The sequence below is a fragment of the Geodermatophilus sp. SYSU D01180 genome, assembly GCF_054050415.1.
On sequence record NZ_JBJGZH010000010.1, the window covers coordinates 24,630 to 38,784 of the forward strand.

Below are 14,155 nucleotides of genomic sequence, written 5' to 3' on the forward strand. Positions count from 1 at the left end.
GCGCCGGGACCGAGGGACCGCTCCGGTCCCTCGGTCCGCCACTGCCTCAGTCCTCCACGACGACGTCGTCGCCGCGGCGCAGCGCCCGCTTCACCCGCAGCCGCAGCACCTTCGCGTAGCCGCGGACGAGCTGGGTGTAGCCCGGCGTGGGCCCGTGGTAGCCGAGGAAGCCGCGCGGGCCCTCGACCATGTCGCCGGTGCGGACGTCGTAGCGGGCCTGGTGCCACGGGCAGACCAGGCAGCCGTTCTCGTCGAGGGAGCCCTCGGAGAGGTCGGCGAGCTGGTGCCGGCAGCGGCGGGACACGGCGAAGTACTCGCCCTCGCGGTTGCCCACGGCCCACTTCCCGGCCCGCCCCACCGTCCCCGGAGGCAGCCGGTCGGCGGGGATGCGGTCGGTGTCGCTCACGGTGGTCCTCCTCGGGCCGGGACTGGGTCGACCGCCCCCTACCCGGTCGTGCCCGTCCTACCCGGCCGGGCGGTGAGCGCCCCCCTAGGGTCGGGAGCGTGCGCCGGCTGATGGGGGTCCTCGCAGTCACGGCCGCGGTCCTGGTCGCCGGTGGGAGCCCGGCGCTGGCCGAGCCGCCCTTCGACGTCCCCGACGAGGTGACCGACCGCGCCGGCGTGCTCGGCTCCGGGGGCCTCGCGCAGGTGCAGCAGGCGGTCGACGAGCGGCAGGCCGAGGACGGCACGCAGGCGTTCGTCGTCTACGTGGCCAGCTTCGACGGCGTCGAGCAGGGCGCGTGGGCGCGGGCCACCGCGGAGGCGTCCGGGCTCGGGTCGACCGACGTGCTGTTCGCCGTCGCGGTGGACGACCGGCGCTACGGCTACTGGGTCGACGACGCGTTCCCGCAGAGCAACGCGGAGATCGAGGACTTCCTGGCGCGGGACGTCGAGCCCGAGCTCGGCGCCGACGACTGGGCCGGCGCCGGGGTGGCCTTCGCCGAGGGCGTCGGCGACGCGGCGGGCTCCGGCACCGGCACGGACGGCGGCTCGGGGGCCCTCACCGCCGCGGTCGTCGGCGGGGTCGCCGTCGTCGGCGGGGGCGCCTGGCTGGTGGCGCGGTCCCGGCGCCGCCGGCGGGACGGGCAGCCCCCGGCGACGACGCGGATCGAGCGGCCCGACCCGCACGCCGGCGTGCCCACCGAGGAGCTGCAGGGCCGGGCCAGCGCCGCGCTGCTCGACCTCGACGAGGCGGTGAAGACCTCGCAGCTGGACCTGGACTTCGCCCGGCTGCAGTACGGGGAGGCCGCCGTCGCCGGGTTCACCGAGGCGCTGGGGCAGTCGCGGCAGGAGCTCACCCGCGCGTTCACGCTGCGCCAGCAGCTCGACGACGAGGTGCCGGAGGACGAGCCGACGCGGCGGCGGGTGCTGGGCGAGATCCTGCAGCTCACCGCGGCCGCCGACGCCCGCCTCGACGAGCAGGCGCAGGCCTTCGACCAGTTGCGGGACCTCGAGCGCACCGCCCCGCAGGCGCTGGAGGCGCTGGGCCCGCGGATCACCGCGCTGCACGGCCGGCTGCCGCAGGACGAGCAGCGGGCGGCCCGGCTGCAGCGGCGGTACGCGGCGTCCGCGCTGGCGCCGGTGGCCGACAACCTCGACCAGGCCCGGGCGCGGCTGGCCGCGGCCGAGCAGGAGGTCGCCGAGGCCCGCGCCGCGCTCGACGCCGGCCGCTCCGGCGAGGCGGTGGGCGACCTGCGGGCGGCCGAGGACGCGGTGGCCCAGGTCGGCACGCTGCTCGACGCCGTCGCCCGGCTCGAGCGCGACCTCGAGGAGGCCGCCGCCCGGCTGCCCGCCGTCCGCGCCGAGACCGAGGAGGACCTCGCCGAGGCCCGCGCGCTGGTCGCCGCGGGGGACGCCGGCGGGCTGCGGCCGCAGATCGCCCGGGCCGAGGCCGGGCTCGCCGCCGCCGAGGAGGCCATGGGCTCCGCGGACGGCGCGCTGCCCGACCCGCTCACCGCGCTGCGCCGGCTGGAGGAGGCGGACCTGGCGCTGGAGCAGGCGCTCGCCGTCGCCCGGGACGCGCAGACCCGGGCCCGCCGGGCGGCCGCGGCGCTGGACCAGACGCTGCTGCGGGCCCGCTCGGCGGTGGCCGCCACGGCCGACTTCGTCGCCACCCGCCGCGGCGCGGTCGGCCCCGAGGCCCGCACGCGGCTGGCCGAGGCGCAGCGCCACCTCGACGCCGCCGTCGGCACCGGGCGCACCGACCCCGAGGGCGCGCTGCGGGAGGCGCAGCTGGCCGACCAGCTCGCGCAGTCGGCGCTGCAGCTCGCCCAGTCCGACGTCGCGACCTGGTCCTCGGGCTACGGCGGCGGCGGGTACGGCGGCGGCTACGGGCCGGGCTACGCGCCCGGGTACGGCTACGGCGGGGGGCGCGGCGGCGTGGACCTCGGCAGCCTCGTGCTCGGCGGCATCCTGGCCGGCGGCTTCGGCGGCGGGCACGGCCGCGGCTACGGAGGCGGGGGCCTCGGCGGTGGGTTCGGTGGCGGCTCCGGCGGCGGCGCCGGTGGCGGGCGGCCGCGCGGCGGCAGCTTCGGCGGCTCGCGCAGCCGCGGCCGCAGCGGCGGCGGCCGCTTCTAGCCGGGGACTCCCCGGGGCGGCCGGCTGTCGGCCCCTCCTGGGACGGTGCCCTCCCGACCCCGAGGAGGAGCCGTGCCCACCCGGAAGACCCCCTGGCCCGACGGCACGCCCTGCTGGGTCGACTACGGCGCCGCCGACCCCGCGGCGGCGAAGGCGTTCTACGGCTCGCTGCTCGGCTGGGACTGGACCGAGGACGCGCCGGGGTCCGGCGGGTACGTCAACGCGCTCAGGGACGGGTACCGGGCGGCCGGCCTGGGCCCGCTGACGGAGCCGGGCGCCTCGCCGTCGTGGACCACGTACTTCGCCACGGGCGACGCCGCGGCGTCCTGCGACCGCATCCGGGCGGCCGGCGGCACCGTCGTCGTGGAGCCGGTGGAGATCGGCCGCTGGGCGCGATGGCCGTCGCCCGCGACCCGCAGGGGGACCAGTTCGGCCTGTGGCAGGCCGGCGCGCACACCGGCGTCGAGGTGTACGGCGAGCCCGGCTCGCTGGCCTGGAACGAGGCCGCCGTCGACGACCCGGCCGCGGCGCGGGCCTTCTACGCGGCGGTGTTCGGCTTCCGCTTCGAGGAGCTGGAGGGCACGGGTGGCTACACCACCTTCGCCACCGGCGAGCGCCCGCTCGGCGGCCTGGGCGGGGTCGTCCCCGGCGCACCGAGGGGGTGGACGACCTGCTTCTCCGTCGCCTCCACCGACGAGGCGGTCGCCGCGGTCGAGGCCGCGGGCGGGGAGGTCACCGCGGCGCCCGAGGACACCCGGTTCGGCCGCTTCGCCGTGGTCGTGGACCCGTGGGGCGCCGGCTTCTCCGTGCTCCAGGAGCCGCCCGCGGCGTGAGCCGGGCCGGGTCAGCCGGGCAGCTGGCCGTAGGTGTGCTCAGGGGTGAACCGGACGACCAGGCGCCGCTCGGCCACCATCGCCCGGCGGTAGTCGTCCCAGTCCTCGTGCTCCTCGGAGACGCCGCGGTAGTAGGCGACCAGCTCCTCCACCGTGGCGTCGTGCGGGTCGGCCGCGACCGGGGTGAGCTCCGCGGTGCCCTCGACGGCCACCCACGACCAGAAGTCCCGGGAGGTGACGTGCAGGGTGACCCGCGGGTCGGCCCGGAGGTTGCGGGTCTTGGCCCGGTCGTCGGTCACCGAGATCCGGAACAGCCGCCGCTCCGGGTCGTAGGCGTAGCCGACGTTGGACACCTGGGGCCGCCCGTCGCGCTTGACCGTGGCCAGCACGCCCATCTGGTGCTCCGCCAGGAACGCCAGGTGCCGGTCGTGCACGGTCACCGGACCCGCCCCCGGGCCTTGAGCGGCACCGGCGGCAGCGGCGGGGCCAGCTGCCGCTGGTCCTCGTCGAACCCGGCGACGACGCCGAACCGCGGGTCGCCGTCGTTCCACCGCTCGGCGTACTCGGTGACCTCCTCGCCGGACCGGCCGACGAAGTTCCACCACATGACCAACCGCTCCTCGAACGGCTCGCCGCCGAGCAGCAGCAGCTTCGTGGCCGCCTCCGTCCGGATCCGCACCGACCGCCGGCCGGTGCCGAGGTAGACCATCGCCCCGTGCGCCAGCGGCGCGCCCTCGACGTCGGCCCCGCCGGAGGCGCCGAGCAGCGCGTGCTCGAAGTCCGGCTCCAGCGGCACCTCGACGTCGGCGCCCGCGGCCAGGTCCAGGTCGACGCCGACGATCGGCGTGTGCGCGGTGCCCGGTGACACCGCGCCACCGAAGCCGCCCATGAGCACCGTCGCGGTCAGCCCGTCGGAGGTGAACCCGGGCAGGGTCGCGTGGTGCTCGAACGCCGGCGCGGTGTCGCGGGTGGCGTCGGGCAGCGCGACCCACAGCTGGGCGCCGTGCAGGAACCGCGGGTGCGGCACCGGCGACTGCTCGGAGTGCGCGATGCCGTGCCCGGCGGTCATGAGCGCGAGCTGGCCGGGGCCGAAGGTGACGTCGCTGCCGAGCGAGTCGCGGTGGTGCACCTCGCCCTGGAGCAGCCAGGACACCGTCTGCAGCCCGGTGTGCGGGTGCGGCGTCACCTGCATGCCGGAGGTCGCCGCGACGTCGTCGGGGCCGTAGTGGTCGACGAACGCCCAGGCGCCGACCATCCGGCGGCCCAGCGTCGGCAGCAGCCGCCGGACGACGGTGTTCGTCCCCAGCGGCACCTCCTTGGCGGGCAGCAGGTCGAGGGCCGGCCCGGCGGTCGTGCCGTCCAGGCCGCCCACCTCGCGCGGGGTGGGACGGGGCTCGGTGTTGCTCACGGGCGGACCTCCGGACGCCGGACGGTGGGCAGGGTCAGCGGGGTTCGGGCGCGGTCGGGCAGCGCAGCGCGCCCAGGTCCCAGCCGGCGCGGCGGGCGCCGGCGGCGTAGGCGCTCTCCAGGAAGTCCAGGACGGTGGCGCGCGGGTCGGCCGCCGTCCGCGCGTTCTCGTAGGGCAGCAGCGCGAGGTGGGCGCCGCGGCTGTCGATCCACCGCGCGGCCTCCGGCCGCAGCGGCTCCTCGGCCAGGCCCGCGGGCTCGGGTGCGGTGTAGGAGTAGAACGCCGGCTCCGGGACCTGGTCGTCGCCGAACCAGAAGCCGGCGCTGATCACCTCGTGCGAGTAGGCCTCGCGGGTGACCGGGTCGACCGCCGCCGGCTGCTCCACCCGGCGGTCGGAGAAGCGGGTGACGGCCAGGTCGAGGGTGTGCCAGAAGTGGTGCACCGGGCTGGTCTTGGCGTAGCTGCGGCCGGCGAACTCCTCGAGCACCTGGGCCACCTGGCCGAGCACCACCCAGTAGCGGGTCACGGCGGCGCGGTCGTAGGCGGCGTGGTGCTCGTCCTCGGCGAACGGCGTGCGGTCGGCCAGGTCGAACGGGACGGGCAGCTCGACGGTCGCGGGCAGGCCGAGCGCCGACAGGCCGCCGAGCAGCTGCCGGTAGAACGCCGCCACGCTCAGCCCGGGCAGCGGGAACGACGTCCGCCGCCCGTCGGCCACGGCGATCTCCAGCCGGTGGTCGACCAGGTCGAGGTCGACGGCGAAGACGGGGTCGAAGCCCATCGGCCGGGTGGTCAGGCCGCGACCGGTGAGGTGGAAGGGGACGTGCCACCAGTGGTTGCGCCGCGGGGCGTTGGCCAGCCGCAGCTTGCCCACGACCTGCAGGAACCGATGGAAGGTGTCCTTGGTGTCGGCCCACTCGGCCAGCGGGATCGGCGGGAAGACGGGCACGGGGGCTCCTCGGTCGGGGGTCGCGGCCAGCATGCAGGCCCCGGCGGCGGCGCGGAAGCCGCCGCCGGGGCCGTGCTCACCGCCCGGTGCTCACTGCCCCGTCTCGCCGCGCACGGTGCCGTGCGCGTACGTGGCCGGGATGCTGCCGAGCCGGCCGGCCTGGTGGTCGGCGAACGCGTCGAGCAGCTCCTGCCGGGTGTTCATGACGAACGGCCCGTACATGGCGATCGGCTCGCGGATCGGCCGGCCGCCGAGGACGACGACGTCGAGCGCCGGCGTCCGCGACTCCTGCCGCTCGGCGCCGCGCACCGTGACGGTGTCCCCGGGCCCGAGGACGGCGAGCTGCCCGGTGCGGACCGGCGCCCCGTCGATGCCGACCGCGCCGGCGCCGGACAGCACGTAGACCAGCGCGTTGAACGAGGGGTCCCACGGCAGGTCCAGCGTCGCGCCGGGGGAGACGGTGGCGTGCACCATCGCCATCGGCGTGTAGGTGGAGCCCGGCCCGCGGTGCCCCGCGACGTCGCCCGCGATGACCCGCAGGAACGCCCCGGCGTCGGGGCTGGCCAGCAGCACCGACCGGTCGGCGCGCAGGTCCTGGTAGCGCGGCTGCACCCACTTCTGCGCCCGCGGCAGGTTCACCCACAGCTGCAGGCCGTGGAACAGCCCGCCGCTGACCACCAGGTGCTCCGGCGGCCGCTCGATGTGCAGCACGCCGCCGCCGGCGGTCATCCACTGCGTGTCGCCGTTGCTGATCGTGCCGCCCCCGCCGTGCGAGTCCGCGTGCTCGAAGGTGCCGTCGATGATGTAGGTGACGGTCTCGAAGCCGCGGTGCGGGTGCCAGGAGGTGCCCCTGGGCTCACCGGGGGCGTACTCGACCTCGCCCATCTGGTCCATGTGCAGGAACGGGTCGAGGTCGCGCAGGTCCACCCCGGCGAAGGCGCGGCGGACCGGGAACCCCTCGCCCTCGAAGCCCGACGGCGCGGTGGTCACCGAGCGGGTGCGGCGCCGCACGGTGCCCGGCGCGGGGACCGGGACGCGGGGCAGGGTGGTGGTGTCCTCGACGGTGACGGCGGGCATGGCCGGCCTCCCTCAGTTGAGCTCTCAACCAGCGGCGACCGTAGCACCGGACCGGCCTCGGTTGTTCCCCCTCGCGCGTCAGGAGGCGAGCTCGTCCTCGGCCGCGCCGCCGGCCGGCGGCCCGTGCTCGACGAGCAGCGCCGTGTTCGCGACCTCGGCGTCGTCGAGGTGGACGGCGTCGCGCGGGTCGGCCGTGTCGAGCAGCCGGGTCTCGTGCCCGCGGCCCACGAGGAGTGCGACGTCGGCCGGGCCGGCGGCGCGCACCGCCGCCAGGATCGCCGCGCGCCGGTCCGGGACGGTGCGCACGGCCGCGTCCGCCCCCAGCAGCCCGACCCGCAGCTCGGCCACGATCGCCGCCGGGTCCTCCCCGTGGCTGCCCTCGTTGGTCAGCCAGACGACGTCGGCCGCGCGGGCGGACTCGCCCAGCCCCTGCCGCTTGTACCGGTCGCGGCGGCCGCGGGCGCCGAGCACCAGGTGCACCCGGCCGCCGGGTCCGCACAGATCGCGGGCGGTGGTGATCGCCGCGGCCAGCGCGCGCGGGGTGTGCGCGTAGTCCACGACGACCAGCGGCCGCCCGCGCCCGCCGAGCACGGTGTTGCGCCCGCGCGGCGGCGCGACCGTGGCCAGGCCGTCGGCGATCCGCGCCGGGTCCACCCCGAGCACCCGCCCGGTGGCCCACGCCGCGGCCAGGTTGGTCACGTGCACCCGGCCGACCAGCGGGCTGCGCACCCGGTGCCCGCCGGCGTCGTCGGCCAGCAGCACCTCGGTGCCACCGGCGCCGGTGCGCCAGCCCAGCACCCGGACGTCGGCGTCCGCGGCCGAGCCCACCCGGGTCACCGGCACCGGCACCTGGGCGGCCAGCCGCCGGCCCCACGGCTCGTCGACGACCACGACACCGGCCGCCGCGCGGTCGCGCTCGAACAGCCGCGCTTTGCTCGCCCAGTACTGCTCCAGGGGGCCGTGGTGGTCGAGGTGGTCCTCCTCGAAGCCGGTGAACACCGCGACGTCGCAGCAGAGCCCGTCGACGCGGCCCGTGTCCAGCGCGATCGAGGACGCCTCGACGACGGCCCGCCGCGCCCCGGCGTCGACCATCCAGCGCAGCAGCTCGTGCAGCTCCGGGGCCTCGGGCGTGGTCAGCGACGTCTCGCGCGAGCGGGTGCCGACGGAGGCGCCGAGCGTGCCGACGACGCCGGTGCGGGTGCCCGCCGCCTCGAGCACGCCGCGCACGAGCGCGCCGGTCGTCGTCTTGCCGTTGCTGCCGGTCACCCCGACCAGGCGCAGCGCGCGGGCCGGGTCGCCGGCGAGCAGCGCGCCGAGCGGGCCGAGCTGGGCCCGCACCGAGGAGACGCACAGCTGGCGCAGCGCGACGTCGACCGGCCGGTCCACCAGCAGCGCCGCGGCACCGGCCCGCGCGGCGGCTCCGGCGTGCCGGTGCCCGTCGCTGACCGCCCCGCGGACGCAGGCGAACAGCGAGCCGGGGACCACCCGGCGGGAGTCGGTGACCAGGCCGCGCACGGTCAGGGCGTCGGCGCCCCCGGCGCGGCGGACCGGCCCGCCGGGGACGGTGGCGGCGCGGCGCTCCACCGCGGACCAGGGAACCGCGGGGAGGGGCACCGGGCCGACGTCAGGTGGCGCACGACATGTCCGCAGTGCGAGAAGGTCGGACGAGGTCCGGTGGGCCCATCCGCGACGTCCCGCCTCGTCTAGAAGCCCCGCAGCAGCCGGGCGACGCCGGTGAGCTCCTCCTCGGCGTCGGCGTCGGGGAGCACCTCGCTGCGGTCGGCCAGCCGCGGCCGCCACGCCGGCGGCGCCGACTCCAGCCACGCGGCGCCGGCGTCGGTGAGCCGGCCGTCGGAGCGCAGCGGCGCCCAGCCGCGCAGGAAGCGCAGCCCCTCGGCAGCGGTGAGCAGGGTGCGGGCCACGCCGCGGCCGCGGTACACCGGCTCCACGGTGACGTCGTCGACCAGGCCGGAGCGGATCCACCAGCGGACCTCGGCGATCCGGTCGGTCATCCGGACCCCGGCGGCGGTGACCTCGTGCGGGCGGACGACCGCGCCGGGCCGGAAGGCGTTGCCGCGGAAGGCCAGCAGCGAGGCGGCGGGGACCGCGCTGGTCGCGTGGGTGACCTCGGCGAACCACATGGGCGGGCAGGTCCCGGACAGCTCCTCGGCGACGTCGATGCGCACCACCCGGCCGTCGGAGGCGCGGTGCCGGACGTCGACCTGCCAGCCGGCGGGGCGGCGGCCGCGGGCGTCGACGGCGGTCATGTCGACCGGGGTGCCGTCGGGGAAGCGATCGGAGTTGACGGCCACGAGCGAGTACTCGACGGGACCGGGGCCGCGGCGGAGCAGCCGGGCCCACCACAGCGCCGTCGTCTCCGGGGCCGGCTCGGCCAGCGGCGGGACCGCCCGCAGGCGCGGTGCCGCCGGCGCCGGGCCCGGGAACGCCGCGTCGTGGGCCGCTGCCGTCATGCTCATGTCGTCCTCCGCTCGTCCGCCCCGGACACCCGGGGTGTGCTGGCGATGACTCTCCGGACGTCACTTGCGGGTGCCTTGGGGTCCACTAGCGGACCGCCCCCAGGCGGCCGGGACGTGCGGACAGCCGGGGATACTGGGGTCCGATGACCTGGACCCGGCCCTGAGCGCCCCGCTGAACCTGCTCAACCTCGAGCGGGTCTCCAAGGCACACGGCACGACCGTGCTGCTCGACGACGTCTCGCTCGGCGTCGCCGTCGGCGAGCGGATCGGCGTCGTGGGGCGCAACGGCAGCGGCAAGTCCACGCTGCTCGGCGTCCTCACCGGCCGCGAGGACCCCGACTCCGGCCGGGTCACCCGGCGCGGCGACCTCGCCGTCGGCGTCCTCGACCAGTCCGGCACCCTGCCGCCCGGCGCGACCGTCCGCGACGTCGTCCTGCCGGAGACGCTGTTCGCCGCCGAGCACGAGTGGGCCGCCGACCCCGCCGTCCGCAGCGTGCTGACCGGCCTGGAGCTCGACCGGCTCGGCCTGGACTCACCCGTCGCCCCGATGTCCGGCGGCGAGCGCCGGCGGGTGGCCCTGGCCGCGCAGCTGATCCGGCCGCTGGACCTGCTGGTGCTCGACGAGCCGACCAACCACCTCGACGTCGAGGGTGTCGCCTGGCTGGCCGACTTCGTCAGGCGGCGGGTCGGCGCGCTGGTCGTCGTCACCCACGACCGGTGGTTCCTCGACGAGGTCTGCACGCAGACCTGGGAGGTCGCCGACGGCGCGGTGCACGCCTACGACGGCGGCTACGCGGCCTACACGCTGGCCCGCGCCGAGCGCGCCCGCGTCGCGGCGGTGACCGAGGAGCGGCGGCTGAACCTGGTGCGCAAGGAGCTGGCCTGGCTGCGCCGCGGCGCGCCGGCGCGCACCAGCAAGCCGCGGTTCCGGATCGAGGCGGCCGAGGCGCTCATCGCCGGCGAGCCGCCGCCGCGGGAGTCGATGGCGCTCAAGGGCTTCGCCGCCCGGCGGCTCGGCAGGACCGTCTACGACGTCGAGGACGTCGACTACGCGGTGCCCTCCGACGACGGCCCGCGGACGCTGTTCCGCGACCTGACCTGGCACGTCGGCCCGGGCGACCGGATCGGCGTGGTCGGCGTCAACGGCGCCGGCAAGACCTCGCTGCTGCGGCTGCTGGTCGGCGAGACCGAGCCCGACCGCGGCCGGGTGGTGCGCGGGCAGACCGTCGCGCCGGCGTACCTGTCCCAGCACGTCACCGAGCTGCCCGGCCGGCTGCGGGTGCTCGAGGCGGTGCAGGAGGTCGCGCGGATCGCCCGGATCGGGAACCAGGAGATCTCCGCGTCGTCGCTGGCCGAGCGGTTCGGCTTCCCGGCGTCGCGGCAGTGGACGCCGGTCGGCGACCTCTCCGGCGGCGAGCGGCGGCGGCTGCAGCTGCTGCGGCTGCTCATGGCCGAGCCCAACGTGCTGCTGCTCGACGAGCCGACCAACGACCTCGACATCGACACGCTCACCCAGCTCGAGGACCTGCTCGACTCCTTCCCCGGCACGGTGCTGGTGGTCAGCCACGACCGGTACTTCGTCGACCGGGTGTGCGACTCGGTGGTCGCGCTGATGGGCGACGGCTCGCTGGCCGCGCTGCCCGGCGGGGTGGAGGAGTACCTCGCCCGCCGGGCCGCCGGGGAGGCCGCGCTGCCCTCGGCCGGCTCCGGTCTCGCGCCCGCCGGCGGCGCGGCCCCGGCGCCCGCCCCGGCCGGGCCCTCGGCGGCCGAGGTGCGCGCCGCCCGCAAGGAGGCCGCCCGGCTCGAGCGCCGGCTGGAGAAGCTGGGCGCGGAGGAGGAGCGGCTGCACACCGAGCTCGCCGCCGCGGCGACCGACCACGCGCGGGTCATGGAGCTCGACGGCCGGCTGCGGACCCTGCTGGCCGAGAAGGACCAGGTCGAGACCGACTGGCTGGCCGCCGCGGAGCTCGCCGAGGGCTGACGCGGGACCGCGCCCCGGCCCGTCGAGGGGCCGGGGCGCCGTCCGGGGGCGGAGGGTGCTCACGCGGCGACGGCGGCCTCGGCGCGGCGGCGCTGCACCATCCGCGCCCCGACGACGAACGCGGGGACGGCGCCGACCAGCGCGAAGCCGGCGTACAGCAGCGGGCTGAAGGTCAGCACCGCCGACGCCACCAGGCAGGCCACGGCCGGGACCAGCAGCCACCAGCCGATCACGCCGGCCCGCGCCAGGCCGGCGAACCCGACCAGCGGGCCGAGCAGGCCGAACAGCGTCACGGTGCCGACCACCGCCACGGCCGGGGAGCTCTGCACGGACTCGAACAGCGCCAGCGCGGTGTCGGCGGGCAGCTCCCGGCCGATGCCGCCGGTCCAGAAGTCGTAGAGCACCATGCCGGTCACGGTGACCAGGCCGATCGCGGACAGCAGGGCGCCGACGACCGTCGGGATCCGGCCGCGGCGGCCGCGGACCAGCGCGGGGGCGGCCAGCCAGGCGAGGCCGAGGGCCATGTTGCCGTAGTGCAGGAGCAGCGCCGACAGCGCCGTCCGGCCGGGGTCGGCCGCCAGCGAGGCGATGTAGTCGGCATCGGCCGGGGACGCCTGGGGCGGGGAGGTGGCCAGGCCGGCGACGTAGAGCAGCGAGCCGCCGACCAGGGCGGCGCCGGCGAGCGGGAGCATCAGCGAGCCGGCGCTGCGTGCCGGGCGCGCCTCGGGAGCGGCGGAGGTGCGGGTGGGGAGCGGGGTGGTGGTCATCGGTCCTCGTCGGTCCAGGCACCGCCGTCTGCGGTGCGTCGGCGAGGACCCTCCGGCCGCGCGGCCCTCCGCACGTCCGTCCCGGCGGACCGACCGTCCTCCGCCGCGAGGGGGAGGGACGGCGGGTGTCCATCGGCCGCGCGGGGGATCCCGGGCACCCCCGCGGGCCCCTACCGTGCTCGCCGTGCCCCGCTGGTCCGCCTCCCCGTCCCTCCGCCGCCTGTTCTGGCCGGCCCTCGGCCTGCTGCTCGCGGTGCTGGCGGTCGTGGAGACGGCGATCGACGAGACCTTCCGCTTCCCGCTGGTCACCGCGGTGCCCGGCGTCGTCGTCGGGGCGGTGGTGGCCCTGGGCACCCGCCGGCCCGAGGCGGCCGCGGTGGCCGGCGGGCTGAGCGTGCTCGGCAACTACGCGCTGGGGACGCCCGGTCCCGGCGGCGCCCAGCTGATCGCGATGGCGGTGCTCGTCGGGCACGCCGCCGCGGTGCTGCCGGTGCGGCGGGGGCTGCGCGCGGCCGTCGTCGCGACGCTGGTCGTGGTGGTCAGCGGGGTCGTGTTCGGCCCCTCCACCTGGGAGAGCGTCTTCTACCTGGTCGTCACCGGCACCGCCTGGGCGGTCGGGGTCCTCGTGCGGCAGTCGCACCAGCGCTCGCTGGCGCTGCAGGCGCTCGCCGTGCGGCTGGCCGAGCAGCAGGAGGCGGTGGCCGGCGCCGCGGTGGTGGCCGAGCGGGCGCGCATCGCCCGCGAGGTGCACGACTCGGTGGCGCACGCGGTGAGCGTGATGGTGCTGCAGATGGGCGGCCTGCGCCGGCTGCTGCCCGACCACCCCGAGGCGCAGGACGTGCTGCTCGGCCTCGAGCGGCTGGGCCGCGAGTCGGTCGACGAGATGCGCCGGGTGGTCGGCATCCTCCGCGAGTCCGGCGCCGGCGACCCGGCGCCGCAGCCGTCGCTGTCCCGGCTCGACGCCGTCCTCGCCGAGCTGCGCGCCGGCGGGATGCCGGTCGAGCTGGTCGTCACCGGGGAGCCGGCCGAGCTGCCGCAGCTGGTCCACGTCGCGGCCGTCCGCGTGGCGCAGGAGGCGCTGTCCAACGTGGTCCGGCACGCCGGTGCCGCGGCCACGCGCGTGGAGGTCACCTGGACGCCGGGCCGGGTGACGGTGACCGTCACCGACGACGGCCGGCCGCGGGTCCCCGTGCCGCCGCCGGTCCCCGGCACCGGCGGGCACGGGCAGCTGCACATGCGCGAGCGGGTGGCCGTGGCCGGCGGCGACCTCTCCGTGGGGCCGGTCCGCGGCGGCGGTTACCGGGTCCGCGCCGGCTTCCCGGTGCCCGCGCCGGCGAGCGCGCCCGCGGCGGTGGGCGCGTGACGATCCGGGTGGTGCTGGTCGACGACCAGTCGATGATCCGCACCGGCCTGCGGATGGTGCTGGCCGCCGAGCCCGACATCGAGGTGGTCGGGGAGGCCGGCGACGGCGCCGGCGGCGTGCGGGTGGTCACCGAGCTCGCGCCCGACGTGGTGCTGCTCGACGTCCGGATGCCCGGCACGGACGGGCTCGAGGCGGCCCGCCGGATCGTCGAGGCCGGCCTGCCCACCCGCGTCGTCGTCCTCACCACCTTCGACGAGGACGAGTACGTGGCCGCCGCGCTGCGCGCCGGGGTCAGCGGGTTCCTGCTCAAGGTGGCCCCGCCCGAGGACCTGGTCGCCGCGGTGCGCACCGTCGCCGCCGGGCAGGGGCTGCTCGACCCGGCCGTGACGCTGCGGGTGATCCGGTCCTTCGCCGCCGCGCCCGCGCCCGACCCCGGCCGCGCCGCCGCGCTCGCCGCGCTGACCGAGCGGGAGACCGACGTCCTCGCGCTGGTCGCCGCCGGGCTGTCCAACGCCGAGGTCGCCGCGCGGCTGTACCTCGGCGAGGCGACGGTGAAGACGCACGTCAGCCGGGTGCTGCTCAAGCTGGGCCTGCGCGACCGGGTCCAGGCGGTCGCCTTCGCCTACGAGTCGGGCCTGGTGACGCCGGGTAGGTGAGCCGGTTCTCCGCGCCGTCGGTTTCCCGGCGCCGGAGCGGCGGTACCCCCACGAGGGGGTGACGCCGCCG

13 protein-coding genes and 1 pseudogene are annotated in these 14,155 nt (G+C 77.7%); 6 read left to right on the plus strand and 8 right to left on the minus strand.

Features of this window, described 5'->3' with window-relative positions; all coding sequences use genetic code 11:
- Positions 1-46 precede the first annotated feature (46 nt).
- Entirely contained in the window at positions 47-406 is a 360-nt protein-coding gene (locus ACI8AA_RS11270; protein WP_457044505.1) for a Rieske (2Fe-2S) protein, read from the minus strand.
- A gap of 98 nt (positions 407-504) precedes the next feature.
- On the opposite strand from ACI8AA_RS11270, the gene ACI8AA_RS11275 reads away from it, so the two are divergent.
- The 3 genes and pseudogenes from ACI8AA_RS11275 to ACI8AA_RS11285 all read left to right on the plus strand — a co-directional run bounded on the left by ACI8AA_RS11275 (position 505) and on the right by ACI8AA_RS11285 (position 3,410).
- Positions 505-2,577: a TPM domain-containing protein gene (locus tag ACI8AA_RS11275; RefSeq protein WP_457044506.1), complete on the plus strand. Its 2,073-nt coding sequence runs from the start codon at positions 505-507 to the stop codon at positions 2,575-2,577.
- Positions 2,578-2,649: 72 nt separating this feature from the next.
- A pseudogene (locus tag ACI8AA_RS11280) lies at positions 2,650-2,907 on the plus strand (VOC family protein); the annotation flags it as partial.
- 65 nt (positions 2,908-2,972) lie between these two features.
- Complete coding sequence (locus ACI8AA_RS11285) at positions 2,973-3,410, plus strand: VOC family protein (RefSeq protein ID WP_457044507.1); 438 nt, start codon at positions 2,973-2,975, stop codon at positions 3,408-3,410.
- A gap of 11 nt (positions 3,411-3,421) precedes the next feature.
- Here the strand turns inward: ACI8AA_RS11285 and ACI8AA_RS11290 are convergent, their stop codons facing one another.
- The 6 genes from ACI8AA_RS11290 to ACI8AA_RS11315 all read right to left on the minus strand — a co-directional run bounded on the left by ACI8AA_RS11290 (position 3,422) and on the right by ACI8AA_RS11315 (position 9,318).
- Positions 3,422-3,850 (minus strand): PPOX class F420-dependent oxidoreductase, encoded by a 429-nt coding sequence (locus tag ACI8AA_RS11290; protein ID WP_457044508.1) that lies wholly within the window; start codon positions 3,848-3,850, stop codon positions 3,422-3,424.
- Positions 3,847-4,818 carry a pirin family protein gene (locus tag ACI8AA_RS11295; RefSeq protein WP_457044509.1) on the minus strand — a complete coding sequence of 324 codons (972 nt, stop codon included), beginning with the start codon at positions 4,816-4,818 and terminating at the stop codon, positions 3,847-3,849. The genes ACI8AA_RS11290 and ACI8AA_RS11295 overlap by 4 nt, the downstream gene beginning before the upstream one ends.
- 34 nt (positions 4,819-4,852) lie before the next feature.
- Positions 4,853-5,764: a DUF5996 family protein gene (locus ACI8AA_RS11300; RefSeq protein WP_457044510.1), complete on the minus strand. Its 912-nt coding sequence runs from the start codon at positions 5,762-5,764 to the stop codon at positions 4,853-4,855.
- Between the two features lie 90 nt (positions 5,765-5,854).
- Positions 5,855-6,841, minus strand: coding sequence for a pirin family protein (locus ACI8AA_RS11305; RefSeq protein ID WP_457044511.1), 987 nt, complete (start codon positions 6,839-6,841; stop codon positions 5,855-5,857).
- Between the two features lie 78 nt (positions 6,842-6,919).
- Entirely contained in the window at positions 6,920-8,425 is a 1,506-nt protein-coding gene (locus tag ACI8AA_RS11310) for a Mur ligase family protein (protein ID WP_457044512.1), read from the minus strand.
- A gap of 119 nt (positions 8,426-8,544) precedes the next feature.
- Positions 8,545-9,318: a hypothetical protein gene (locus ACI8AA_RS11315; RefSeq protein ID WP_457044513.1), complete on the minus strand. Its 774-nt coding sequence runs from the start codon at positions 9,316-9,318 to the stop codon at positions 8,545-8,547.
- 220 nt (positions 9,319-9,538) lie between these two features.
- On the opposite strand from ACI8AA_RS11315, the gene ACI8AA_RS11320 reads away from it, so the two are divergent.
- The gene (locus ACI8AA_RS11320) at positions 9,539-11,299 is read left to right on the plus strand and encodes an ABC-F family ATP-binding cassette domain-containing protein (protein WP_457044514.1); all 1,761 of its coding nucleotides are present in this window, start codon (positions 9,539-9,541) and stop codon (positions 11,297-11,299) included.
- Between the two features lie 59 nt (positions 11,300-11,358).
- Here ACI8AA_RS11320 and ACI8AA_RS11325 read toward each other — a convergent pair whose 3' ends face one another.
- Positions 11,359-12,066, minus strand: coding sequence for a hypothetical protein (locus ACI8AA_RS11325; RefSeq protein WP_457044515.1), 708 nt, complete (start codon positions 12,064-12,066; stop codon positions 11,359-11,361).
- A 184-nt stretch (positions 12,067-12,250) separates the two neighbouring features.
- Between ACI8AA_RS11325 and ACI8AA_RS11330 the strand changes: the two genes are divergently transcribed.
- On the plus strand, positions 12,251-13,429 hold the full coding sequence (locus ACI8AA_RS11330) for a sensor histidine kinase (RefSeq protein WP_457044516.1): 1,179 nt from the start codon (positions 12,251-12,253) through the stop codon (positions 13,427-13,429).
- Positions 13,426-14,085, plus strand: coding sequence for a response regulator (locus tag ACI8AA_RS11335; RefSeq protein WP_457044517.1), 660 nt, complete (start codon positions 13,426-13,428; stop codon positions 14,083-14,085). The genes ACI8AA_RS11330 and ACI8AA_RS11335 overlap by 4 nt, the downstream gene beginning before the upstream one ends.
- The last annotated feature ends 70 nt before the right edge of the window (positions 14,086-14,155 follow it).

Excerpts from the sequence above, each read along its gene's own strand:
- ACI8AA_RS11285 (WP_457044507.1), top strand. The coding sequence starts at position 2,973 with ATGGCCGTCGCCCGCGACCCGCAGGGGGACCAGTTCGGCCTGTGGCAG.
- ACI8AA_RS11305 (WP_457044511.1), bottom strand. The coding sequence starts at position 6,841 with ATGCCCGCCGTCACCGTCGAGGACACCACCACCCTGCCCCGCGTCCCG.
- ACI8AA_RS11315 (WP_457044513.1), bottom strand. The coding sequence starts at position 9,318 with ATGAGCATGACGGCAGCGGCCCACGACGCGGCGTTCCCGGGCCCGGCG.
- ACI8AA_RS11325 (WP_457044515.1), bottom strand. The coding sequence starts at position 12,066 with ATGACCACCACCCCGCTCCCCACCCGCACCTCCGCCGCTCCCGAGGCG.